We start from the raw sequence: 24,197 nt of genomic DNA on the forward strand, positions 1-24,197 counted from the left end.
GGACGCTCACGGCGGCGGGGGCCGAGGCGCGGTCGGCCTGACGGGACGCACCTCGATCTCCGAGGCGAAGGCCAGGTTCGGGTAACTCTTCGCGATCGCGACGGCGCAGTCGAGGTCGGCCGCGTCGACCACGAGCACCGCGGCGATCGCGCGGTCGGGCGGGATTGGGCTGACGCCGGCGTCCGAGACGACCGTTCCGGCGCCCGCGTCCTCGAGTGGGCACGCCAGGCGGAGCGTGCCCTCCTCGTGGCGCGCGAGCACCCAATCGCGCGCGGTTGCGTTGCGCTTCGGCAGCTCGGCCGCGCTCGTGGAGCGTGTGGGACGAAAGATCAAGACGAACTCGGGCATGGTGCCTTCCTTGGTAGAGTGAGGTTCGCGAGGCGCTCGGGTCTCGACGCGCTCACATTGGCAAGCCCGGTCCTGCCCGAATTGTACGAATTCATCGATCTGCTCGGCGGGCGCTCCCCCATCCGGTACGATCCATCGCCGATGAAGCTCGTCGCTCCCAGCGCCGCGCTCGCGCCGTTCGTGCGCGCGTTCATGCTCGTGGAGGTCGACGAGGAGACGACGCACGTGCGTCTGCCCGAGCTGGGGCTCGTGCTCGGCGTGCGCGATCGCGGCGCCGCGAGCGTGCTGGACGGCGAAAGCGCCTCGCGCTTGCCCGACGCGATGCTCTCCGGGATGACGAGCACGGCGCGGCTCATGCGCACCAGCGCGGGCGGCCGAATCACGCTCGCGCTGTTTCGGCCTGGCGGGGCCGCGGCGTTCTTCCCGCAGCCGCTCCACGAGCTCTTCGGACAGACGTCGACGCTCCTCGACCTCGTCCCGCGCGCAGACGTCGAGCGCCTGAGCACGCGCATCGCGGAGGCGAGCGACGACGCCACGAGGGTCGCGGCCCTGGAATCGATGCTGCTCGAACGGTGCCAGACCGCGGTCCTCGATCCCGTCGTCGCTGCGGCCGTGCGCGCGCTCGAGGAGGCGCGGGGCGCGGTGCGCATCGGCGCCCTCGCGCGGCACCTCGGCATCAGCCAGGATCCGCTCGAGAAGCGGTTCAGGCGCGCCGTGGGCGCGACGCCGAAGCAGCTCGCGTCGCTGCTGCGCCTGCGCCACGCCCTGGAGGCTTGGAGGCCCGGCTCGAGCCTCGCCGAGCTCGCGCAGCAGGCCGGCTACTTCGATCAATCGCACTTCACTCGCGAGCTGCGCGCTGTCACCGGCCAGCCCCCCGGGCGCTTCCTGCGTTCCAGTGCGCGACGCTGAGCGCTCGCCAAGCCCGTCTCCGCTTCGATCCCGCGAGGAAGCCCGACAAGCGCACGGTCGAGGCGCGGGGGCGGACGTCATTCATTCTCCGCCGCGCCGTGCGCCAGCACCGTCTCTCCACCATCCTTGTCGAGCTCGATGAGCCGGCAGGGGGTCGCCTTCCGGATCCGCTCTGCCAGCGGGCGGGAGTGCGTCGTGATCCACAGCTGACTCCGGGATGCCGCGTGCACAAGGAGATCCCCGAGCGGCCCGAGCAGATCCGGATGCAGGCTCGTCTCCGGCTCGTTCAGCGCCAGCAGCAGCGGAGGCCTCGGGCTCAGCAGCGCCGCCAGGAGGCAGAGATAGCGCGCCGTGCCGTCCGAGAACTCGCGTGCGTCGAGCGGCCGTGCCGGAGCGCTCGGCGTGTCGGTGACCGCCAACGTGGATTGGGTCGGCGGGAGCAGCCTCGTGCTTCCAGGTTACGTGTCGGCGCTTGTCGTCGTCGGTCCCGTCCTTCGATGGAACATAAAATGAACATCAAAAGAATCCTGCTGCTGATTGTGACTATCGCCCTGTGCACGCTAACGGCGTGCAACTGGACGGTAGGAGAATGTTATCCCCGCGAGGAGTGGGAGGGGGGTGCGGGTGCAGGTGGACCAGTCGGGCCGCCCGTACCCGTCCTCACCTCCGTCGCGTCGGGGGACTTTGGGGCCGACCCGCAGGGTGGCGGCGAGCGCAAGATCCAGTGCAACAAAACGGAGAGCGAAGACGAAGAAGAAGAGAGCCCGAGCGACAACTCAGAGCGGCCGACAGGTAGCCCGACGAGCCCGCAAGACCCGTGCCCCGGAATCGGCGACATAGCCGGAGATGGAGTGACCTTCTTGAGCTGTAGCGATGCATGCAGCTCGAAGTGTCCACCTGGAATGGCGCCATGGGTATACGGCGGTTTCGATCCGTCGGAGTTCAATTTTGTCACCATTGTTGCGGACGACGGCCGGGGCAAGGGCGGAGGTTGGCAAGAGGCCAAGGCAAACCTGGAGTTTAGGAGACTCACTATCCCGCATCCGATCAGAAGCTGGAACTGTCCGCTCACCATCAAAATGCCGATCCGGACTGAGAAGATGGGGCTAATCGATCCGGGTCGTGCCGCCAGCCTCACTGAAGAGATCACGGAGGATGTCGCAAACGTCATGGACTACGACCTCCCGCAGGGGATCTTTTGCAAGAAGTTTGCTATCCAGGCGGACGCTGCGTTTAAGTCCAAGTATAAGGGGCTCGGCGCCACGGTGACGAATCCATGAAGATGACTCGCTCTGATCTGCTCGACGTTGTCTACCGCTTCTACCCTCAGGGTGTGCAGAAAATCATGCGCAGTTGTGTACCGCCGGGCGAGCCCGTCTACGAGGACACGGAGGAGCACCGCCGCCTGGTGGAAGCCGCAAACCGTGGGCGAGCGGAGTACCCGACGTGGGAAGCGATGATCCACCGCCTGGGGGATCGATACGGCCTTCAGAACGAGTCTCTCAGCCTGGTGGCAGGGGGGAGCGAGCCGGCGTGCTCGGCCCGCATCTGGCTCACCGAAGAAACGGCGCTCAGCTTCCATGTGTCCCTGCTCGGCCCATACTACGGGATCCACCTCCCCGGCATCCCCGAGGAGGAGCCGGTGGCGCGCGAGGTCGCCCGGGAGATCGAGGCCACGTACCCCGGCTACCGACCGATCCCGCCGGAGCTCGGGAACGAGGTGGTGCCGGATGTGGACATGGACGGGTTGATGATGGGCGAGGCGACGTTCTACATGTGCCTCTTCTCGCACAAGTGGACTTGGGTGGATCCGTAGCCATTCCCTGACGACCGCCGTCCACTTGGCTGAGCTCGGGCGTGACGCGGCGGACGCTGCGTTCAGGGTTAAGTACCCGCGGCTCAGCGCCTCGGTGACGGATCCATGAAATTAAATCCATGAGGATAGCTCGCTCCGAGCTGCTCGACGTCGTCTACCGCTTCTACCCGCGAGGCGTGCACAACGCCGATCGCATCTACGTGCCTCCGGGCGAGCCCGTCTACAAGGACACGGAGGAGCACGGCCGCCTGGTCGAAGCCGCTAACCGCGGGCGAGCGGAGTACCCAAGGTGGAACGCCATGATCGACAGGCTGGGGGCTCGATACGGCCTTCAAAACGAGTCGTTCCACATCTTGGCAGGGTGGACCGACTCGGCCTACTCGGCCCGCATTTGGCTCACCGACGAAACGGCGCTCAGCTTCCACGTGTCCCTGCTCGGGCCCTACTACGGGATCCACCTCCCCGGCATCCCCAAGGAGGAGCCGGTGGCGCGCGAGGTCGCCCGGGAGATCGAGTCCGCCTACCCCGGCTACCGGCCGATCCCGCCGGAACTCGGGAACGAGGTCGTGCCGGATGTGGCGATGATCGTGGTGTTGATGGGCGAGGCGACGATCTACATGTGCCTCTTCTCGGAGGTGTGGACTTGGGTCGATCCGGTATAGCCCTTCCCTGGCGTCCGCCGTCCCGTGGCCGGGTTCGGCGCCACGGTTTGCGGAGCGGCCGCGCGCGTCGAGGTCGACGCCCGCGGGCGCGCGATGACGCTGGCGTCGCACATGGCGCCGGAGCAGATAGCGGGGCCGCGGCGTCAAGGAATACCGCGGCGTGGTCCGCACCTTCCGGCGGACCGGCGGCGGTGGTTGATGAAAAGGATGGGTGCCTGATGAAAAGAGCGTGTTCTCCCGGGTGCGGCGTGGTGGCTGTCTCCTTTAGCTCGGATCCCCGGGATTGGGTGTGGGTCGCCGTGGCCCTGCTCGTGCTCGTCGGCATGGGCGCCGCGCTCGTCCTCGGCTTCCGGCGCCGTCGCTGAAGCGGTAGGCCGCCCGCACCCCGTAGGGGGCCCGCTCCCTTGGGGCGGCGCCAAGCGGGGGAGCAGCCGCGGGGTCGAGCTGGACGCCGGCGAGGTCGGGGCCCCCGCGATCCACCTGGTCGAACTCGGGACCATCGCCGGCGAGCTCCGCGAGCGAGATCTCGGCGCCGCGGCCTGGAGTGGTGCTCGTGGAGCTCCGATCGGCTTTCCACCTTGCCACCACCAGGCCCGCGGGCGCCATCGTCGAGCTCCAAGCGCGCCACCGTCGACGCCCTCTCGCCTCTACCTGTTCACGTCGCCGCGCGACGGGCTACGCTCGCGGGCGACGTCGTGCAACTCGCGGTGTGCATCCGCGAAGGCGACGCTCACTCCTTCCGGTCGGCAGTGCCGTCGCCGCAATCGGCTGGAGCGCGGCGATGGTTCCCGGGATCACGCTATGACGGATCGCCCGAGGCGTACGCCGGTCGCACCGTTTACAGAGTTCGCCTGATGTGTCGTGATCCTATTCAGGGAAACGCTGCGTCTCGACGGCGATGCCGTCCTCCCCCGTGATCACGTCGCCGGTCCATTCCCAGCTCGTTCCGCCCGGGCCCGGCAGCCCGATCTCCCAGGTGACCCCCTCCAGCGTGAGCTGGTCTTCGTCGAGGTAGGCGATGCCGATCGAGTCGCCGCCGCGCCCTGGGCCGCCGTAGCCGCCGTCGCCTCCGAGACCGCCACTGCCACCATGGCAGGACCACATGCCGTCCCCCACGGCGCCTCCTGGAGCGCCTCGGCCGCCCTTGCCGCCTTCCTCCGGCTCCCCGCCGTCGCCGCCTTGGCCCCCGTTGTCGCTCGTGATGATGCTGTCGCGCACCGTCACCTTGGCGTGGAGCGCCAGGATCGCGATGCTCGGCTGGCCGTTCCCGCCCCCTCGGCCGCCCCGCCCCCCGCAACCGCCCGCGCCTCCGGAGCCGCCGCCGGCGCCGCCCTTGGTGGCCACGCCGCACACCGCCAGCCCACCGCGACGCCCGCCGCCCCCACCACCGCCTTGGCCCGGCATCCCCCGGGCGCCGTCGCCGGCCCCGTCGCCGTACCATCCGCTCTCATCGATCCGCCCGCGGCCCTTTCCCGCAGCGCCGGCGGCGCCCCACATGCCGCTTTTCCCGGTGGCGCCGCTGTTGCAACCCCCGTCTGCCCGGTCGCCACGTCCTCCAAGCCCCTGGTGCTGTGGGTTCGGCTCGGGTACGGGCTCGCCGTCCTCCCCATCTCCGGCGCCGTCGGCGAGCCCGTCGCCGCCCTTGCCACCGGCGCTCGGGATCCCTCCCTCGCAGGAGTTCGCCGCCCGAGCCCCACCCGGGACCGTCGCTGCGGAGCACGCGTCTCCCCCATACTGCCCGTCCGGCCCCGACGCTGCCCGGCCCGGCCATTTCTCCCCATCGCGGCCCCCCCTTCCGTAGTCGCTTTCGATCCAGCTTCCGACGATCTCCACCGCTGTGCCCGACCGAACGAGCATCCCGACATGCATTTGGCTGCGGAAGGAAATGTGATCGATGATCGAGACCCCGTCCGCTGCCCCCGTGTCGCCGGCGCGGGCCGGCTCGACGATCAGCGCGATCTGCCCGACCGAGGGGGGATCGAGCTTGCTCATGCCCTGCGCCGGGATTTGAATCTCCTTCACGCGTTCCCATTCCAAGGAGTCGAAGCCCCCGTAGATATCCACCCCGGAGGGCAGCGTGAGGCTCTCGATAAAGCTATCGGCGGTGGCGAACACGCGACCGCGCCCGGTGCGCGCAAGCTCGATGCCGCGCTGGACGGAACGAACCGGCCTGTCCTTCGAGCCGGGGTTCGCGTCGTCACCGCCGAAAAACGGATGGATGACGAACACGCCGCAGCCGTCGACCGCCTCACCCTTCGCAAGGTGCTCCAGGCAGACGGGCTCGGGGACCGGATCGCCTCCACACGTCGAGGGTCCGTCGCACGGCGGCGCACCGTTCGGGTCGTCCACCCCCGGTGCGGTCCCGCAGCCGGCCGAGGCGAGCAGCAGAGCAACGACGAGAAGGATCGCGGAATTCAGGTTCATGGGCATCCCTCGATGGCCGCGTGTCGCGAGGCGCGATTCAATGGAGCGGCTCGCTGGCCGCGGGGAAGGCAACCAGTTGACCGTGTGGGCCGCGTTCCCCTTTGCCCACCTCGTCCTCCGGACCGGCGTTCCCCGCGAGGCCGCCGTCACCGGGGCGTCCGGCAATAATGGTGGTCCCGGGTCGAATGGCGAAGTTGGGCACCACGTAGGCGATGCCGACCGACGCGCCACCGAGCCCGCCGCCGGCATCGCCTCCGCGACCGCCGTTGCCTCCCCAACCGCCAGGGCAGGCTGCCCACGTCTGACCGGTGTTCGTCGCGAAACCTTTCCCCCCGTGGCCGCCGGATTGCCCCGCACCGCCCGGTTGGCCCGTTCCGCCGACCCCGCCCAGGCCGCCGTCACCAGTGAGCACGTCGGTGTTCGCGACGGTCAGGTCCGTGCCCTCCAGCGCGACGATACCGATGCTCGCGCCGCCATAGCCGCCGCCATAGCCTTCCCGACCGCCACAGCCGCCGCTTCCTCCCGAGCCGCCCGCGGCGCCCCCCTGGGGCAGGCCTGCCCGACACGCGACCATGTCCCCACGCGACTTGCTGCCGCCCCCGCCTCCGCCGCCATAGCCGACGCCGCCCTTCTTCCCGTCCTCGCCATGGACACCGATCCATCCATCGTCGCTGAGGAAACCTGTACCAAAGGCGCCATCCGCACGACCACCGTCTGCGCCGTCTGCTCCATCGCCCCCGTCCTCACATCGCGTTTGATCCGCGCCGAGCCCCGCGTGGCTGTCGTTCTCGGGATCCTCCGCGAGCGCCGGCTTTCCCGGTGCGCCATCGCCGCCGACGTCGAGTCCGCCGTCACCGCCGTAGCCGCCCGTGGACTCGATGCCGTCGTCGCACACGGTGACCACCGGAAGGGCGCCCGTCGGGGAGTCCGTGGTGCAGGCGTCCACGCCGTCGTTCCCCACCAGGCCGTCGTTGGCCCGCTCGGTGTCCGCGTCCTCTCCGGGCTCCCCGTCCTTGCCGTTGCCCGCGATGATCTTGCTGTCCTGCACGATCGCTCTGGCCCCCGTGCTCAAAATCACCGCGATCGACGACTTGCCATCGGGCGCCGAGGCGTCCGCCGCGACCACCCGCACGCCGGCGATCACCGACGTCGCGTTGTCCTGCGCGAGCGCCGTACCCTCCACCCCGAGAACCCGCAGCGGGATCCCCCCGGGCGGAGCGATGATCGTCGGGTGATCGGGCCCGCCGAATGACCCCTCGTACGACCAATCCCCGCCGTCACACAGGCGCCCGCCCCAGAGGTCGACCCCCGAGGGCAGCGTGATCTCCTCCGCGAACTCCCCGCCGCACGCGTACACGCGCCGGGTCGCTTCCTCGCCGTCGCCTCGTCCGCTCGCGGCGAGCCCGATCGCGTGTTGCAGGGTCTTCACCGGCGCGTCCTTGGTGCCAGGGCTGCTATCGTCACCCGACAACGGGCTGACGAACACCCCGCATTCATCCAGCGCGGGCGCCGTGCCAGGCGCTCCCTCGCACGGACCGGGCGGAGGCACCGGATCGGGCTCGCACGCCTCCACCTCCCAGCAAGGGTCGGAGTACGGGCACCCAGTCAGCATGCTCGCGCCGCACATGAAGATCGCGACGGCGACGACCGACGTCGCCACGCGCCCGCCATCCTTCGAACGCATCTGCTCGGCCCCCGATGTCCTCACCACAGCCCCTCGATCATCACGCCAATCTCTCGCCCGGTCGCCACGGGCGAGGCGTGGATCCGATCCTGACCCGGCGTGAGCCCCAGGAAGGAGAAGTCCGTGAAGAAGGACGCGGCGGTCGCTGCCCCGATCACACCGCCGGCGATGAGCATGGCCGTGCCCACGCCCGCAGACAGGTTGCGCTCGTCTCGGAGGCGGAGCAAGTCAGCGCACGCCGGGCGGTCCGCCGCTTGCCAGCACCTGGACCCGCTCGCCGTCGCACCGCCGTTGAGCCCATCGCGCCGTTCGCTCAGATCGCCGTCAAGATTCGTGGCCCGGATCATGAGCAGGCTGCCCGCGGACAGGGTGGCCGTCGTGACGGCGATCCCCGCGATGCGCAGCGTCGTCGGCCACGACGCTGGCTGCCCGGGAGCCTGCGGGCGCGCAGGGGGCGGTGCGCTCAGGGGCTTGGGCACCGCGGGCGCGTTGTCCTTGGCGCTGCTCTCGGCGGCGCGTGGCAGCTGGATCGTCATGATCGGCTCGGTCGCTGGCTGCGCGTCCAGCGTCTGGGAGCCTTCCTCGCGGCCCGGTGCTCGGGCCCGCACCATGTGCTTGCCAGGCTCGAAGAACAGTCTGTAGGTCCGCCTGGGTAAGCCGATGGGCTTGCCGTCGATGAGCACCTCGGCATCCGGCGGATCCACCGACAGATAGAGGGTGGCGAGGAACGGAACGGCCTTGGCCAGTCCGTCCGCGAATTCTTTTTGCTGCTCAGGAGAAAGCGCCTTGCGCCGCTCAAGGCTCCAAGCCAGGTGCTCCGCTGCGTCACGAAACTTGCGTAACTTGAGCTCGCAAAGGCCCAGCTCTCCAGCGACCTCAGCGGATTCTCGCGCTGTCACAGGTGTCGAGTCGATCGCCTCGAACGCCGCCTTGTACGCGGCGTGTGCCTCGGTCCACTTTCCCGACGCCCGAGCTCGCCGGGCGCGGCGAAGATGGTCCTTTACGATCGAATCCTCGCTTCGTGACGGGGCCGAATTCCGGTCCTCCGCACGAACCGGATGCGTCGTGCCGATCGCGACGCCAACCATCAAGGATATCCAGAGCGACTGCGCGACAAAACGCATGCACGGACGGTACTTACGCCAGCCGTGGCGCGTCAACGGCGCTGAAAGTGGCATGATCTGAACGTTCCGATGAGAAAATCCCGCCAGATCGGGGAATGCGGCGACCGCCGTTCGTGCAGTCGCGGACGCCGCGTCCCTACATGTCGCATGTGATCCGACGGACGCTGGGGCCGCCCTGCATTTTTTTGAAGCCCTCCAGGCGGCTCAGGTGTTCTACCGGTGATGGGCGAGCCAGCCAGCACCCCCACCGGCTTCGAGTTCTTCCGGCGCCTCGCGCGGCGCTTCGGGGTCCCTGCGCGAGACGCGGAGGACCTCGCGCAGGACGCCTTGCTGCGGGAGCTGGAAGCGAATCAGCGGATCGAGCTCGGGGAGGCTCGGGCGGCCTACGGTGCCGCCATCGTCCGGAACCAGGCGCGGAACCACGTCCGGAACGCACGCCGTCGGGGGGAGGTCCTGACCTCGTTCGACGATCACGAGCCTCAGGCGGAGTGCCCGACCCCGGAAGAGATGCTCCGCAGGCAGCAGCGGGAGGCGCTCCTCCGCGACCTGATCAACCAGGTCGACCCCAAGTACCGCGACGTCTTGATCAAACACAGGCTCGACGAGGTGCCGCTCATCGAGATCGCCTCCGAGCTGGGGCTCAACCCGAAGACGGTGAGTACACACTACCTCCGAGCGCTCGAGGACCTCGAGGCGGCGGTGAAACGCCGGAGGGCGCGGCAACGCTCGCGCGGATGGGACGACGCTGCATGCGTCCCGTTCGCCTTCGATCTGCGGGACCGCGAGGGGTGGCTGAGCAAGCTGGGCCGCCTGAGCATCAAGATCCTGGTGCAGGGGGCGGTCGTCGTGCTGACCGGCGCCGTCATCGCGACGTTGCCGGACTCGCTCAGCCCGGAGTCGTGGCTGCGGGCAACGGTGGTGCGCACTCCTGCGCCCGCACCGGCGGTGGAGGAGATCGCGCAGCCGCCCCTCCAACTTCCCACGCGCGCGGCCGGCGCGCCGACCGCGCCGACCGTCCAGGAGATCACGCAGCCGGTGCAGGACCGAGACGCACGGGGGCCCGCTCCGTCAGGTGCGCCGGTTCGTCGTACCTCGCTCCGCGTCCGCGCGGTGGTCCCAGCCGTCACCGAGCGCGAGCAGAGCCTCATCGACGAGGCCCGAAGGGCCGTCGAGGAGCATAACGCGGTCGCAGAGGCAGAGGCGCGCCGCTTGCTTGAGACACATGCACGGGACTTCCCGCAAGGACAGCTCGCCGCGGAGCGTGAAGCGCTCCTAACGCAAGTTCGCTGAGTCGTCGGCGTCCCTCCGACAGCCAGCGGGCAACGATGCAGGTGATGTCTTCGGACAGCACAAGGCCGAGATCCGCCTTGCGTCCAGACAAGTACGTTCGCGTCCAGGAGACGAAACACGATGAATACCATGGAGGATCTACTTGGTGCGATGTGGCTCATTTCGCCGCTCGGGCTCGCGATGATAGCCTGCGTCGCGATCGGTTTCGCGGTCACCGCGCGCGAAGCGCTGGGACGCGAGCGCGGGCTTCGCGAGGCGCGCGAGCACGCTCATGATGACGAGGAGGCAGCCCTCACCGATGCGAAGGAACAGGCAGCGGGCGAGCGGGACAGATACCGGCGCCTCCTGGACTGTCACGTCGATGCGGCGCTCGACTGCCGATCGCCTCGTGCACGACATGAGCCGCAACGTGATCCCCGAGGACGACGGCGCGGCTGAGAGCGCTGGCGATCGTGATGCGCGAGCTCAGGGCGATTGCCCATCATCGCCCGGCTCGTCGTCTCCCGACTCGCCCGCCTCCGACTCGCCGTCTTCCGGCTCGGCCTCCTCCGGCTCGCCGCCGTCCTCTCCCTCCTCTTCTCCTCCGCCGTAGGCGCCGCGGGAGACGGGGAACGGCGCATAGTCCTTCATCTTGTCGGTGCCCGCGTACCAGTACTCCGCGGCGGCGCGCAGCCTCCGCTCGGCGTTCACGACGAGGGTGTACGCGGCGTCGCGGAGCTTGCGCGAGCGCACCGCCTCGAGAGAGAGCGTCTTGTCGGCGAGCATGCGCGCGAGCACCGGCGAGAGCTCGCGGAGGCGATCCGCCGCGGCAGCCTCGCCGCGAGGCGCCTTTTGAACGGCCTCCGCGTGCTCGGAGCAGAGCAAGAGGAGATCGGAGGCGTCCTGGACCAGGTCCGCGTCGCCGCTGCCCGCCCGGATCGCCATGAGCCGCTTTTGACCTTCGGGGCTCTTCTTGAAGCGGAGATCGAAGAAGCGGAGGAGCGATTGCTTGATCTGGGCGGCCTCGGCGGCCGGCTTCTGAAAGGCCGTGACGGCCCGCTCCTGGCGCTGCTGCGCCGCTTGCCAGCGCGATTGCACGACGCGCAGGAGCTCGATCTTTTCACGAAGCCCGCGGATCTCCTCTCGCGTAAGCTGGGGCTCGTCCTCGGCGAACGGAGTGCGCACGAGATCCGCCGCGTCGCGCTCGGCGGCGAGCTGAATGCGGCTCGCCCAGATGACGCGTCGAGCGAGCTTGCCTGGAAAGAGTGAGGCGTTATCGCCGAGCGACTCGGCTTCTCGGAGCAGCTCGGCCTCTCGCTCGGCGCTCAGCGTGAACTCGGGCGCACCGCCCGACGAGCGGTGCGCGCCTCCGGCGTCGCTCGAAGCGCGCGTGTTCTGGGTGTTCTTGGTCCTGGATGAAGCTGCGGTGGTTGCCTTCGGTGCCATGGCGATGAGATGTCTCCTTGTCGAGGTCAGCGCCCCTCCGAGCAGAGGGGCGGTCGCTCAATGAGGAAATCGGCGCCGCCGAGGCTTCGGGTCACCGGAGAGCACGATACCGACGCTTTCGACGCAAGCTCGCAAGCGCAAGATCGCAAGGAGACAGAGGCGCCGCGCAAACGGACGCCGAGGCTGCGCAGCAGCGGCGACGGCCACGCGCAGGCGTCGAGCCATGGTAACGCAGGGCACCAACTGGGCGCGCAGGAGGGCGCCGGGACTACGCAGGAGCCACCTGATCGTACGATAGGACACACAAATGGGTGCTCAGGAGGGTTGCCGGGGCCGCGTAGGAGGCACGCGATCGTACGATAGGACACCAAAGTGGCCACGCAGGAGGGTTGCCGGGGCCGCGCAGGAGCCACACGATCGTACGATAGGACACTCAAATGGGTGCGCTGGAGGATCACGGGGGCTGCGCAGGAGGACGCCGAGGCCGCGCAGGAGGGCCGCCGGGACCGCGCAGCAGGAGCGCCGGGGCTGCGCAGGAGGACGCCGAGGCCGCGCAGGTGTACGAGCGGAGCCCTGGTAACACTTCTGACCGGGAGCAGCGGTGACACTTCCTTGAGCTACGGGCCCATGCTCCGGGAGGACTGGAAACAGGGGACCGGATCCTCGTCGACACGACACGCTCGCCGCGCTTTCTCGGACCGCCAGGATCTATACACCAACCGCTCCCCGTGGTCGCGGTACACACGAGCCTCTTCTCACGATCCGGCGTGAGTTCGCGCAGGTCACCGCGCCCTGGCCAGCTTCAGCTCCTTGTTCTTGAGGGTGACCTGCGCGAGCAGGACCGGGCCGTAGTACAGCTCCCAGACGTCATCGGCGATCGGCGTCAGCCCCACGGGCTCGCCGGCGAGCAGTGCGGAGACGGTGGTCTGCGAGCCCCCGAACAGCATCCGTCCTTGGTCGTCAAGGCGTCGAATGGCCATCGTGTCCGGGTACACCGGCGACGAGGGCTTGCTCGGCATCGAGCGGCGCGAGGGCGTGTAGCGCGAAGCCGGCGTCCTCTGGCCGAGCGCCTCGTGCGGACGCTGATCATTGTACTCGTGCCGAAACCGATCGAAGACGCGCTGCTGCGCTGCCAAGTTGGCTTCTGGCGGCGATGTCGCCTCCGCCTTCAACGTCTTGTGCATTCGCTCGTGGCGGCCGTTCTGCTGCGGCTTACCGGGCTCGATCCGCTCGGGATGAATGCCGAGCTTGATCCAGCTGACCGAGAGCGCCGAGAGCCCACCGATGCCAATCGTGGCGAACGGCGGGCCGTTATCGGAGCGGATGCGGTGCGGCAGCCCGAACTCGCGGAACGCGCGCTCGAAGTGCGGCCGCACCGAGGCCTCGTCCGGCTTCGCCACGCCCTCGCACTTGAGCAAGTACCGCGTCGCCTGATCCGTCAACGTGAGCGGGTGACACCGGGTCTTGTCGCCGAGCGCGAAATGCCCCTTGAAGTCGACGCACCATGTGTCATTAGGCTGCTCCGCTGGAGCCAGCGGCGGCGGCATCGCGGTCGGTGGCGTCACCACGCGCCGCCGACGGGGCCGGATCAGCCCATGCTTCTTGAGCAGCTCGCCGATGGTGCTTGCCGCCGGTAGCCCCTCCACGCCCAGGCTCTCCAGCCGGGCGCGCAGCTTCTTCGGCCCCCACGTGGGGCGCTCCTTCCGCAGCTCGATCAGCGCGTCGACGAGCCCCGTTGGCGTCGCATGCGGGAACGTGTGCGCCACGGGCCGCCGCTCCTCCAGCCCGCTCGGTCCGGCCTGCTCGTAGCGCTCCACCCACTTGTACCCCGTCTTCCGGCTGATGCCGAACCGCCGGCACAGCTCCGCGAACGTCTCGTCCGACTCGTTTACCTGCGCGATGAACCGAAGCCTCTCGTCCACTGAACATGTCTCTTTCCAGGGCACCGGCGCTCCTCCGTCGCCGGTCCTCTACGACATGTGTCACCGAAGCTCCCGGTCCGACCGGGTGCTACCCAGGCTCCCGGTCTGAACCGAGCTGGGGTGACAGTTCCTTGAGCCACGGGCCCCTGCTCCGGGAGGACTGGAAACAGGGACCGGATCCTCGTCGACGCGGCACCCTCGCCGCGCTTTCGCGCCTCCAGGCGGTCGAACAGGGGGGGAAACAGCGCCGTCTCGTTCGCGGGGCTCCCCGCCGCTGCCCCCGGGCTGCTACTTTCCCCCCATGTCCTCCGTGCGCCGCTCTGCCGCCGAGATCCTCCGCATGGTGCCACCACGCGACCGAGCGGTGCTGCTCCGGCTCGGCCTCGACCTGAACCATCCAGCGGACGCGGCGCTCTTCGTCGACGGCGTCCGAGCCGCCGACGACGCCATCGCAGCGCAGGAGCGTTGGGAGCGCGCAGCGGTCCGCCGCTCGATCCATACGCGATCGCCTCCCTGATCAGGGAGCGCGCGTTCAGTCGTCGCCTGGCGCCGGAACGCGCGCTGCATGTCGCCGAGCCTCGCGGTGACATCAAGACCGAATCCCCGGAGTGCCCCGTTCCGCACTGCGTGCTGGTCGCGCTCGGCCCAGAGAACGCGCCGCTCGCGATCGAGCGGCCGTCGAACTCAGGAGGGCGGAGCGAGGAGATGCGGAAGCAGAGCGCCGGACATCATCGTGCCCCCCGATCACGTTCGCGGGCAAGGTCGACCAGATTGGTCGCGACCTCGCCCTGGGGAGCCGGCGCGCCGAGCAGCAGCCCAATTGCCTCGTGGACCACGCGGGCCGTCTCGACGTCGCCAGCAGCGATGGTCAGGCGGAACCAAAGCAGGTGACATCGATCAAGCGCGCACGGAAGATCCGTGCGGTTCGCCCGCCGGATGAACCTGCTGCCTCCCACATCCCACAGCGGCATGTCCACCCACGCCGCCTGGTCCGAGCGGGGGTGCCGTTCACGGATTCCATGTCGAAGCAGCGCGGATTCCTGTTGCAGCGGAGGATAGGACGGACAGAGCATCACCGCCTGAGGCGAACGCGGCGGGGAGCCCGTCGGGCATCTTGAGCATCGACGCCGGACGGGTTGCGCCTCTAATCTTCGCGAGGGGAAGAGCTATGGACGACCAGCGGCACGACGACGGACGGAACGACACGAGCACCGAGAAGCTCCCGGGCGGCGGTGATGGGCCTCCCGCACGACCGCGGCCGCAGGGCGTTTCGGTCTTGTTCTGCCATCGGGGCGGTGTCGAAGCGATGCGGCTCGATCCTGACCAACCGACGATGGTCGTCGGCCGACGCGCGCCCGCGGATCTCTGCATCCCCGAGACCATCATTTCCCAGCCGCATGCGCGGTTCACGTTCGTCGACGGCTACGTCCTCGTAGAGGACCTCGGCTCCACCAACGGAACCTGGGTGAACCACAAGCGGATCGACGGGCCCGTCATGCTCACGCCGGGTGGAGATGCCATGCTGGGAAACGTCAGCGCTCATGTGGTCGCCCTCGGTCCCGTCGCCACGTCGATTGTGCTGGGCGAGGCGGCCTTCTATCGGGAGCTCGACGCTGAGCTCGCGCGTGCGCAGTGCTTGAACCGAAGTTTTGCGATCATTGCAGTGCGCCCCGGTGAAGCGGAAATAGCGATCGCAAAGTCCGGGTCGTGGGCCATGCAGCTTCCGGCGACTCTGCGGGCTGTTGATCGCGTGCATCTGTGCAGGCCGGATACGGCGCTGATCCTGCTACCCGAGGCGAGCGCGGAGAACGCCGCTCGGATGGCGAGAGCGGTCGCCTACGGCGCCCGTGAAGGCGGAGTTCGCCGCGTCGGCCTGGCCGTCTATAAGAAGGCCGGAAGCTCGGCGCCGAAGCTCGTCGACCGAGCACGCGAGGCGGCGGGCCGCGCGACCCTCGAATGTCCCGTCGTTGATGAGTCGACCAGCCGGCGGTCGAAAGGGGACGCAGACAGCTCAGACACCCCGATCATCGGCGCGTCTCAGAGAGAGCTGTTCAGCAAGGCCGAGCGCGTGGCCTCGGCGCGCGTTCCCGTACATATCAAGGGCGAGACCGGTACGGGCAAAGAGGTGCTCGCACGCTTTCTCCATGAGCGCGGTCCGCGCTCGGGCAAGCCTTTCATCCCAGTAAACTGCGGCGCTATACCTAGCAACATCGCCGAGAGGGAGCTATTTGGCCACGAAAGAGGCGCTTTTACCGGTGCAGATCAATCAAAGCCGGGCTATTTCGAGGCAGCTCATGAAGGGACCTTGTTCCTCGACGAGGTCGGCGAGCTAGACCTGGAAGTGCAGAAGACGCTGCTCCGGACGCTCGAAACGCGCAGCATCCGCCGGGTCGGCGCGACTCAAGAGACGAAAATCGACGTGCGGATCATCTCGGCCACGCACCGCGAGCTTAAGGCGATGGTCGAGGACCGCCAGTTTCGCGGGGATCTATACTTTCGGCTGAACACGATTGAGCTGGAGGTGCGTCCTCTGCGCGAGCGGTCTGATGAGATTGAGGCGCTTGTGGAGCGCTTCCTGAAACGCGCGAACGATGACAACGGCCGCTGCGTGCGTGGCATCGCCCCGGAAGCGATGGCGCTTCTCCACACGTACAGCTGGCCGGGAAACGTACGCGATCTCCGCAACGCCATCGATCACGCCGTCGTGTTGGCCGAGGGCGATCAAATCCAGCTGGAGGATTTGCCGCCGCGTCTGCTCGCGAACGCCCCACCGGCGGGAGCCGAAGGTGCGCCTCTGGCAGTTCCGCAGTCGGATCTCGACGAGAAACAAGCGACCAGCGACAAGCTCAGGTCAGAGCGGGATCGTACGGAGGCGCAGCTCATCGAGGCGGCGCTCCGAGAGACGGGGGGGAATGTGAGGAAAGCGGCAGAGCAACTCGGGACCCCGCGCAGTACGCTGAGGCACAAGATCAAGGTTTTCGGCATCAAGCTCCCGAACCGATAGGCCATCGTTGGGCGACCGGGTGGCGAACCATGGCCCGCCGGTGGCGAACCATGGCCAGCGCACCGCGCAAGCGATGAGCAATCATCGCGGATTTTCACGGGGATCCGCGACGCGCCTGGCTCGGCACGCAACGTGCTGAGTGTTCGCGACGTGAGCACGAAGAGCGAAGGCAGCACGACGATGCCGCAAAGGAAACCCGAGGGGGAGCGCCTCCAAGGGTCCGCGTCTGCCGCTCGGTCTCCCCGGAGGATAGGACGCCAGGCCGGCGTCGAAGCTGCGGTAGCCTCCTGCTCTCGGATGATCGACGAGCAGGGAGCAGCCAGCGATGCACCGGACGAGCCTCGCCAGCTCGGCCCGTACCGGATCATCGAACGCCTCGGCAAAGGCGGCATGGGCGTCGTCTTCCGCGCTGCACACTCCCTTACAGGCGAGGAAGTGGCCATCAAGACGGTGCTCGGCGTGAACAACGCCGACCACCTCGCCGCGATACGCCGTGAGACGCGGGTGCTCCGCCGCTTGAACCACCCTGGCATCGTTCGCTTCCTCGACGAGGATGTCACCGGCGGGGTGCCGTGGGTCGCAATGCCGCTCCTCCGAGGCCGCACGCTCCGGGATCACCTCGCGGCTACCTTCGCGAAGGACGCCGGCCTGGGGGCGGCGATCACCATTCCCATGCAAGCTCCGGGGTCCGTTGCAGCCAGCGTCCGCCTGCGCACCGGCGCGCCCGCAGCGAGCGCGGACGCGCGCCCGCTCAGCCCGATGCTCACGCTCATCCGTCGCCTTTGCGCGCCGCTCGCTTACCTGCATGGCGAGGGCCTGGTGCACCGCGATCTCAAGCCCGCGAACATCATCCTCCAGGACGACGGACGCCCTGTCCTCGTCGACCTGGGGATCGCCGTTCACTTCGGCGGCGCCGGCCGCGAGGAGCTCGACGTGTACCCGCTCGCCGGCAGTGTGGCCTACACGGCCCCGGAGCAGCTCCAGGGGGAACCGGTCGACGCGCGCGCCGATCTCTACGCGCTCGGGTGCATCCTCTATGAGTGCGTGACGGGACGACCTCCCTTCCTTGGCGACGCCTCGTCCCTTTGCAAGCAGCACCGCTCTGCCTCACCTCAGCGCCCCTCGGCTCTTGTCACGGGCCTCCCGGCAGCACTCGACGACCTCATCCTCACGCTCCTGGCGAAGAATCCACAGCGTCGGGTCCAGTACGCCGCCGACGTCGCCACAAAGCTCGTCGCGCTAGGCGCGGCCGCGGAGCGCGACGAGGGCCCGCCGCCACGCGTGTACCTGTACCGGCCCGTGCTCGCAGGCCGCACCGATGCCGTTTGCAAGCTGCAGACGATGGCCCAGCGTGCCGCCTCCGAGAGGCGAGACGCGATCGCCCTGGTGCACGGGGAGAGCGGCTCGGGCAAGACGCGGCTCGTGCGAGAGGTGAGCCGCGCCACGCCGAAGGAGCTGCCTCTCCAGGTGTTCTCGGGCGTGTGTGTTGCGCCTGGGGCCGGCGAGGCGGGTGCGATGGCGGCGATGGCCGCTCCGCTGCAACCGCTGCGTACGACGCTCTTGGCAGCGGTCGATCAAGCGCGCGCATCCGCGGCAGAAGCAGACCGGCTCTTCGGCGGTCGCCGCGAGGTGCTCGCGGCCTACGTGCCAGAGCTGCGAGCGCTCGGGAGCCCGTCGGAACCGGCGCCCCTGCCGCCTTCGCAGGCGCGAAAGCGCGTCGTCTCCGCGCTGCGGGAGACCCTTCGGGCGCTTGCCGAGGCGAGGCCGCTCTGCCTTCTCCTTGACGACCTGCAGTGGGCCGATGATCTCACCCTGGCCCTGCTCGATACGTTTGCCCGAGCCGAGCCCGACGAGCGCGGCGGCGTGCTGATCATCGGCACCTACCGGACGGAGGAGACGCGCCCGGAGCTCGAGGATATCGCGCACGCCCCGGGGGTCACCTCGATCCGGCTCGACAAGCTGGCCGCTCGCGACATCGAGGACATGGTCGTGGGCATGCTCTCGCCAAGCATGCCGCCCAGGACCGTGCTCGACGTGCTCATCCGCAACGCGAACGGCAACCCCTTCTTCGTCGCCGAGTACCTGCGCGCGGCCCTCGACGCCGGGGAACTCCAGCGGGACCAGGGCGGCAGCTTCTCTTTCAAGGGGCGCGGCGCCGCGGCGCTCGCGTCCCTCCAGATCCCGGACACGCTGGACGAGCTGCTCGGACGGCGGCTCGACCTGCTCGACGCGGAGGCGCGGGTGCTCGCGGCGTGGGCGGCAGTGCTGGGGCAGGAGCTCGACGACGAGCTCCTCTTCGCGGGCCCACTCGGACAAGACGCGACCACCGAGGCGGTTGCTGAGCTCCGGGCGCGGCGAATCCTCGAGGAGTCGGAGACAGCACGGCTGCGCTTCGTACACGACAAGCTGCGCGAGAAGGCCTACAGCCAGCTCGATCCAGAAGCGCGGGCCGCGCTGCACCAGCGCGCCGGCGAGGCGCTCGAGGCGCGCGGCGCCCAGGCGCCAGTACTCGCGCACCACTTCGCGGGAGCGGGCCTCCACGGCAAGGCCGGCGCGCACTTCGCGCGAGCCGCGCAGCGCGCCGCCGAGGTCTATGCGAACCGCGACGCCGTCCGCTTCTACCGGCTGGCCATCGATGCCCTCTCGGCCGCTGGCGCCGTGCCTGCAGCGCTCGCCGAGCTCCACGAGGGGCTGGGCGACGTGCTCGGGCTCGTCGGGCGTCAGGCCGAGGCCCGCGATGCCTACGGCGCGGCGCTCGGCGCGGCGACTTCCCGCGTCGACCACGCCCGGCTCCACCGCAAGATTGGCAAGGCCTGGGAGATGCACCACCAGCACGCCAGGGCGCTCGAGTGCTACGGGCACGCGGAGATCGCCCTCGTCGGTGAGCAGGCCGAGCGAGCCTCGGGCGAAGCCCAGGCGTGGTGGAACGAGTGGATCCAGATCCATCTGGATCGCATCTCAGTGCATTACTGGCTCGCCGATCTCGTCCGGCTGGATGCCCTCATCGAGGCCGTCCGCCCCGTGCTGGAGCAGAGAGGTACACCGCTGCACCGCGCCCACTACCTCCACGCGCTGACCCAGGGAGGAATCCAGCGCGATCGGTTCGTCGCGTCCGCCGAGACGCTGAGCTTCGCCGACGAATGCGTCGCGGCGTACGAGGCCGCGGACGCACCGCCCGAAGGCCACTGGGCTCTGGCCGCCCGCTGCAGCCTCGCGATCGTCCGCATGCTGTACGGCGACCCCAACCAAGCCGAAGCCGAGATGCGCGACGCCCTCTCGATCGCGGAGCGGAGCGGCGACCTCGAGGTCATGACGCGCTGCCTGACCTATCTCACGCTCATCCAGCGCAGGCGGAACCTCGTCGAGGGTGCGGAGAACCTGGCCAAGCGGACCTTGAAGCTGGCAAGGGCTGAGAACGTGCGCGAGTACGCCGGAGCCGCCTTGGGCACCCTCGCGTGGTGCGCGCTCCAGCGCGGCGACCTCGCACGGGCCGAGGACGCAGGCCAGGAGGCGCTCGCCTGCTGGGAGCCCCTCCCCCTCGTCTACCCCTTCCAATGGCTGGCCAGGCTGCCGCTCTGCCGGGTCGAGCTCGCGCATGGTCGCCTGGAGGGCGCCATCGCGCAGGTATGTGCAGTGCTCGACCCGCGGCAGCAGCGCTTGCCGGGTCGGCTCACCAAGCTGCTCGAGGCGGCAGCGCGCGCCTTCGCGTCAGGCCACGAGGCCCGCGCTTGCCGACCGCTCGCGCTGGCGCTCCGCGGCGCCCGCCACGGCGGCTACGCGTGAGCTGAGCCTCGACTCAACCGATCTTCTTGACGGCGCGCCAAGGCCCGCCGCGCGGCCCCCGTCCGCGCCCGGTCCGCACGCGCCACGTGTGGAGTTGCGATGACAAAACGAGAACGGAGCCGAACCATGTCCAACGAGATCCCGTGCAGCAACGATCGAAGAGGCATTGTCTTCACCATCGATCGCGAGTCGAACCCCGTTTACCAGCTGGAGTCCAGCGCGTGGGCGAGCGCAGAGAACCTCTGGGCCGAGCGCGACGTCCCGCCCGAGATCCGCGACAAGGTCGCGTCTCTCCATGAGACCGGCAAGCCCGGAGCATTCGTGCACTTTCTCCAGGGCGACGTCGGAGTCTATGTCATATGCGAAAAGAACATCAAGAACCTCCCCGAGACGGCCGGCGACGATCTCGTCGTCCAGGAGGCCTACGCGGCGCTGAGCAGCGCGCGAAGGCTCGCCGCCTATGATCTCGTCATCTGCGCCAAGAAAGGCACGATCCGCGCAGAGAGCGGCGAAACGTTCGAGACTCGCGAGGGCGACTACTACGTCGTCCACTGCCAATCGTGGGGACGCTTCGTCCTGAATCCCTCCTTGAGACCCGGGTTCGTCGAGACGACCAAGGAGGTCTTGCTTTTGCTCGAGGGACTGCACCGCACGAACTTCCTCTCCATGAGCCCCGACCCTACGGGCGAGCGGCTGCCCCCGGACGTCGTGCAGCCGACAGCCGTCCCCGTCGGGATCAACTGCTACGTCCTCAACCTGTCGCGCTTCAAGCGCTGAGCGGAGAGCCGGGACTTCCATGACCACCTCCGCAAACCGCGCCAGTGCCGAGCAGCGATCGGGTCCTCCGCCGGCAGCGCCCAAGCGTTATCTCGCGGGCACCCACCGCCTCGTATCTCCCGATGAGACGGTGGAGAGGGTCCGGCCCCTCCTGCCGGCGATGGGCATCACCCGGATCGCCGACGTGACCGGCCTCGACACGCTCGGAGTGCCGGTGGTCATGGTCGTCCGCCCCAACGCGCGATCGATCGCGGTCTCGCAAGGCAAGGGCTCGACCCTCGCCGCCGCGCGTGCCTCGGGCGTGATGGAGTCGATCGAGCAATGGCACGCGGAGCACATCCAGCTCCCGCTCAAGCTCGGCACCGTCAGCGAGCTTCGCCACCGCCACCGCCTCCTCGACGTTCACAATCTGCCGCGCCTGTCCATCGTGGACTTCCATGATCATCTCCGCCTCTTCTGGGTGGCTGGCCTGGATCTCGTGACGGGCGCGCCCACCTGGGTCCCGTTCGAGGTCGTCCACACGGACTACGCGCTGCCGTTGCTCGCCGCGAGCGGCGCCTTCGTGATGAGCTCGAACGGACTCGCCTCCGGCAACCACCCGCTCGAGGCCGTGAGTCACGCGATCTGCGAGCTCATCGAAAGGGACGCCGCCACGCTCTGGAGGCTCTCGGGCCCGGAAACCCAGCGCCGGACGCGGATCGACCTGTCCACGGTGGACGAGCCGGGGTGCCGCGCGCTCCTGGAGCAGGTGGACCGCGCCGATGTCATTCCGTTTCTCTGGGAGATCACATCCGATATCGGCGTCCCGGCTTTCTGCTGCACGCTCGTCGATCGCGCGCCCAACCTGCACCGGCCCATCGCGCCGATGATCGGCTTCGGTTGCCACCCCTCCCGCGATGTGGCGCTCCTGAGAGCGATCACCGAGGCGGCGCAGAGCCGGCTCACCGTCGTCACCGGCGTGCGCGACGACGTCCGGGCCCGCGGCAACGGGCCCGACGACGACCTCCGCGCGGCGAGCCGCTTCCTGGAAGAGCACGCGGGTGAGCCGCCACAGCGCAGCTTCGACGATGCGCCCGATTATGCGGGCGAAACCTTCGACGACGACGTCACCTGGGAGATCGAGCGCTTGCGCACGGTGGGGCTCAACCAGATCGTCGCTGTCGACCTCACCCGTCCTGAGCTCGAGATCCCGGTGGTGCGCGTGATCATCCCGGGCCTCGAGCCGCTCGACGATGTCCCCGGTTACATCCCCGGCGCGCGCGCGCAGCGGCGCCTTTCGGAGCGCAGACCATGAATCTTTGCATCTTCACAGGTCCCACCCTCCCGGCTTCGGAGGGCCAGCAGCAGATCGACGCCATCTTCCTGCCGCCCGCGGCCCAGGGCGACATCTACCGTGCAGCGCTGGAGAGACCCGTCGCCATCGGCCTCATTGACGGCTATTTCGAGCGCGTCCCGTCCGTGTCCCACAAGGAGATCCTCTGGGCGATGGCGCAGGGAGTCCACGTTCTCGGCGCGTCGAGCATGGGGGCGCTCCGCGCGGCCGAGCTCTCGCTCTTCGGCATGGAGGGGGTGGGCGGCATCTACGAAGCCTACGCGAGCGGGGCGCTCGACGCGGACGACGAAGTGGCGGTGGCCCACGCGCCCGCGGAGGACGGTTATCGCCCTCTGAGCGAGGCGCTGGTGAACATCCGCGCCACCCTGCGCGCCGCCGAGCGGGCCGGCGTGATCTCGGGCGAGACACGTGAGCGGCTGGAGGCGCTGGCCCAGCAGCTGTTCTACCCGGACCGCTGCTATCCGATCCTCCTGCGGCGCGCCAAGGAGGAGGGCGTGCCGCGCGAGCAGACCGCGGCGCTGCGCGAGTTCCTGCGGGATGGCCGGGTGGACCAGAAGCGCTCCGACGCACTGGCGCTCCTGGAGGTCCTGCGCGGTCGCTTCACGGGCGCCGTCGAGCCAAAGCAGGTGCGCTATCACTTCGAGCCGACCGACGCGTGGGAGCTGATCCGCGAGCGCGTGGACCGCCGCGCCGCGAGGCCCACCACGCGGGCGATGGAGGTAAACCGATGAGTTCCAACGAACAGGTCGCCCTCTCCGGTCTGGGCAACTACGTCCTCGGCCGGCTCTTTTGCAAGCTCAATGGTTTCACCGCGCGCCAAATCGCGCAGAAGCTGATGTTTCTTTTCAAAGGTAGGCAAGGTCAAAACGACCCGACCCGACTCATCGAGAACGAACTCATCGGCTTCGTGCAAACAGGTCTCGTCGTGCGCGCAAGGAGGGCTTCGTATCAGATCACCCACGATGGCCAAAGAACCATCCGCGCGACCCTCCGCCTGGCGCACCACAAAAAGGTAACCTGGCCGGTGATCAAGGATCTCGTAGCGGCCCGGATGCTCGACGAGGAGATGTCAGCGGTGAAGGGCCAGCGGGAAATCGCCGTTGACATGGCCACCGTGGAAGCCGCGAGCATCGCGACGCTCCTCGCCAGCGCCTTCCACCTAAACCTTGGCCAGGCCCCATCGCTGCCACGCGTGCTCGGCGCGGTCGCCTGGAGCACCATCGGCGTCACGACGGCAGATCCCTTCACGGTGGAGGCGGTCATGCGGGTGCTGCTGAGCCGTAAAGCCGACGCGCCTCCTCAGGGGACACTGAAGCAGGCTATCGACCTGCTCGTGAGAAAGGCGTCGGACCTCGGCACGGGAGCGCGCGGCCTGCTCGCTCCGCAGGCAGCCCCCCTGCCCGCGGACGAGCCTGCCTTCGCCGCGCGCGTGCTCGAGGCGGCGCGGGCGTCGACGAGTGGACGGTTCGGGGACAACAAGGTCTTCATCTCGCACGTGCTTCGGCGCCTCGCGGAGGACGGCGTCGCGATCGGTGACGCGGACACGTTCAAGACCCGGCTGGTCTCCGCGCATCGCCGTGGGCTCCTGGCGCTCAACCGCGCCGACCTGGTCGAGGCAATGGATCCGGCCGACGTCGGCGCCTCGGAGACACGGTATCTCAGCACGACGTTCCATTTCGTGCGCATCTGACGTGGG

General features: G+C 68.8%; 21 protein-coding genes and 1 pseudogene. 14 read left to right on the forward strand and 8 right to left on the reverse strand.

What is annotated here, in order from left to right; genetic code table 11:
* Positions 1-6 precede the first annotated feature (6 nt).
* Positions 7-348 (reverse strand): hypothetical protein, encoded by a 342-nt coding sequence (locus WMF14_RS33475; RefSeq protein WP_437792854.1) that lies wholly within the window; start codon positions 346-348, stop codon positions 7-9.
* 141 nt (positions 349-489) lie between these two features.
* Here WMF14_RS33475 and WMF14_RS33480 point away from each other — a divergent pair, with 141 nt between their 5' ends.
* Complete coding sequence (locus WMF14_RS33480) at positions 490-1,257, forward strand: helix-turn-helix domain-containing protein (protein ID WP_437792855.1); 768 nt, start codon at positions 490-492, stop codon at positions 1,255-1,257.
* Positions 1,258-1,334: 77 nt separating this feature from the next.
* Here the strand turns inward: WMF14_RS33480 and WMF14_RS33485 are convergent.
* A pseudogene (locus tag WMF14_RS33485) lies at positions 1,335-1,646 on the reverse strand (AAA family ATPase); the annotation flags it as partial.
* 120 nt (positions 1,647-1,766) lie between these two features.
* Between WMF14_RS33485 and WMF14_RS33490 the strand changes: the two are divergent.
* The 4 genes from WMF14_RS33490 (at position 1,767) to WMF14_RS33505 (ending at position 4,100) form a co-directional block, all read left to right on the forward strand.
* Complete coding sequence (locus tag WMF14_RS33490; RefSeq protein ID WP_437792857.1) at positions 1,767-2,537, forward strand: hypothetical protein; 771 nt, start codon at positions 1,767-1,769, stop codon at positions 2,535-2,537.
* A 2-nt stretch (positions 2,538-2,539) separates the two neighbouring features.
* Complete coding sequence (locus WMF14_RS33495; protein ID WP_437792859.1) at positions 2,540-3,073, forward strand: hypothetical protein; 534 nt, start codon at positions 2,540-2,542, stop codon at positions 3,071-3,073.
* Between the two features lie 119 nt (positions 3,074-3,192).
* On the forward strand, positions 3,193-3,735 hold the full coding sequence (locus WMF14_RS33500; RefSeq protein WP_437792861.1) for a hypothetical protein: 543 nt from the start codon (positions 3,193-3,195) through the stop codon (positions 3,733-3,735).
* Positions 3,736-3,953: 218 nt separating this feature from the next.
* Positions 3,954-4,100 (forward strand): hypothetical protein, encoded by a 147-nt coding sequence (locus WMF14_RS33505; protein WP_272098690.1) that lies wholly within the window; start codon positions 3,954-3,956, stop codon positions 4,098-4,100.
* 502 nt (positions 4,101-4,602) lie between these two features.
* On the opposite strand, the gene WMF14_RS33510 is transcribed toward WMF14_RS33505, so the two are convergent.
* From WMF14_RS33510 to WMF14_RS33520, 3 genes are read right to left on the reverse strand one after another with little or no spacing between them, the layout of a single operon-like run.
* The gene (locus WMF14_RS33510) at positions 4,603-6,159 is read right to left on the reverse strand and encodes a hypothetical protein (protein ID WP_437792863.1); all 1,557 of its coding nucleotides are present in this window, start codon (positions 6,157-6,159) and stop codon (positions 4,603-4,605) included.
* Between the two features lie 37 nt (positions 6,160-6,196).
* Positions 6,197-7,843 carry a hypothetical protein gene (locus WMF14_RS33515; protein WP_437792865.1) on the reverse strand — a complete coding sequence of 549 codons (1,647 nt, stop codon included), beginning with the start codon at positions 7,841-7,843 and terminating at the stop codon, positions 6,197-6,199.
* A 20-nt stretch (positions 7,844-7,863) separates the two neighbouring features.
* Complete coding sequence (locus tag WMF14_RS33520) at positions 7,864-8,967, reverse strand: hypothetical protein (protein ID WP_437792866.1); 1,104 nt, start codon at positions 8,965-8,967, stop codon at positions 7,864-7,866.
* A gap of 222 nt (positions 8,968-9,189) precedes the next feature.
* On the opposite strand from WMF14_RS33520, the gene WMF14_RS33525 reads away from it, so the two are divergent.
* Both WMF14_RS33525 and WMF14_RS33530 read left to right on the forward strand, forming a co-directional pair.
* The gene (locus tag WMF14_RS33525; RefSeq protein ID WP_437792868.1) at positions 9,190-10,257 is read left to right on the forward strand and encodes an RNA polymerase sigma factor; all 1,068 of its coding nucleotides are present in this window, start codon (positions 9,190-9,192) and stop codon (positions 10,255-10,257) included.
* Positions 10,258-10,377: 120 nt separating this feature from the next.
* The gene (locus WMF14_RS33530; RefSeq protein ID WP_437792870.1) at positions 10,378-10,695 is read left to right on the forward strand and encodes a hypothetical protein; all 318 of its coding nucleotides are present in this window, start codon (positions 10,378-10,380) and stop codon (positions 10,693-10,695) included.
* Positions 10,696-10,722: 27 nt separating this feature from the next.
* Here the strand turns inward: WMF14_RS33530 and WMF14_RS33535 are convergent, their stop codons facing one another.
* Both WMF14_RS33535 and WMF14_RS33540 read right to left on the reverse strand, forming a co-directional pair.
* Complete coding sequence (locus WMF14_RS33535; protein WP_437792872.1) at positions 10,723-11,682, reverse strand: ATPase; 960 nt, start codon at positions 11,680-11,682, stop codon at positions 10,723-10,725.
* A gap of 782 nt (positions 11,683-12,464) precedes the next feature.
* Positions 12,465-13,628 (reverse strand): IS481 family transposase, encoded by a 1,164-nt coding sequence (locus WMF14_RS33540; protein ID WP_437792874.1) that lies wholly within the window; start codon positions 13,626-13,628, stop codon positions 12,465-12,467.
* 277 nt (positions 13,629-13,905) lie between these two features.
* On the opposite strand from WMF14_RS33540, the gene WMF14_RS33545 reads away from it, so the two are divergent.
* Entirely contained in the window at positions 13,906-14,121 is a 216-nt protein-coding gene (locus WMF14_RS33545; protein WP_437792876.1) for a hypothetical protein, read from the forward strand.
* A gap of 211 nt (positions 14,122-14,332) precedes the next feature.
* On the opposite strand, the gene WMF14_RS33550 is transcribed toward WMF14_RS33545, so the two are convergent.
* Entirely contained in the window at positions 14,333-14,581 is a 249-nt protein-coding gene (locus WMF14_RS33550) for a hypothetical protein (RefSeq protein WP_437792878.1), read from the reverse strand.
* 191 nt (positions 14,582-14,772) lie between these two features.
* On the opposite strand from WMF14_RS33550, the gene WMF14_RS33555 reads away from it, so the two are divergent.
* From WMF14_RS33555 to WMF14_RS33580, 6 genes are all read left to right on the forward strand, one after another.
* A complete protein-coding gene (locus tag WMF14_RS33555) occupies positions 14,773-16,608 on the forward strand; it encodes a sigma 54-interacting transcriptional regulator (protein WP_437792880.1) in 1,836 nt (611 codons plus the stop codon).
* Between the two features lie 297 nt (positions 16,609-16,905).
* Complete coding sequence (locus WMF14_RS33560; RefSeq protein ID WP_437792882.1) at positions 16,906-20,391, forward strand: serine/threonine-protein kinase; 3,486 nt, start codon at positions 16,906-16,908, stop codon at positions 20,389-20,391.
* A gap of 126 nt (positions 20,392-20,517) precedes the next feature.
* Entirely contained in the window at positions 20,518-21,168 is a 651-nt protein-coding gene (locus tag WMF14_RS33565; protein ID WP_437792883.1) for a hypothetical protein, read from the forward strand.
* A 19-nt stretch (positions 21,169-21,187) separates the two neighbouring features.
* Positions 21,188-22,462 (forward strand): YcaO-like family protein, encoded by a 1,275-nt coding sequence (locus WMF14_RS33570; RefSeq protein WP_437792885.1) that lies wholly within the window; start codon positions 21,188-21,190, stop codon positions 22,460-22,462.
* Positions 22,459-23,232, forward strand: a complete 774-nt coding sequence (locus WMF14_RS33575; RefSeq protein WP_437792886.1) for a TfuA-like protein — start codon at positions 22,459-22,461, stop codon at positions 23,230-23,232. Before WMF14_RS33570 ends, WMF14_RS33575 begins: the two co-directional genes overlap by 4 nt.
* On the forward strand, positions 23,229-24,191 hold the full coding sequence (locus WMF14_RS33580; protein ID WP_437792888.1) for a hypothetical protein: 963 nt from the start codon (positions 23,229-23,231) through the stop codon (positions 24,189-24,191). Before WMF14_RS33575 ends, WMF14_RS33580 begins: the two co-directional genes overlap by 4 nt.
* Positions 24,192-24,197: the final 6 nt, after the last annotated feature.

This window comes from Sorangium sp. So ce693, assembly GCF_051521375.1.
GTDB lineage: Bacteria > Myxococcota_A > Polyangia > Polyangiales > Polyangiaceae > Sorangium > Sorangium atrum.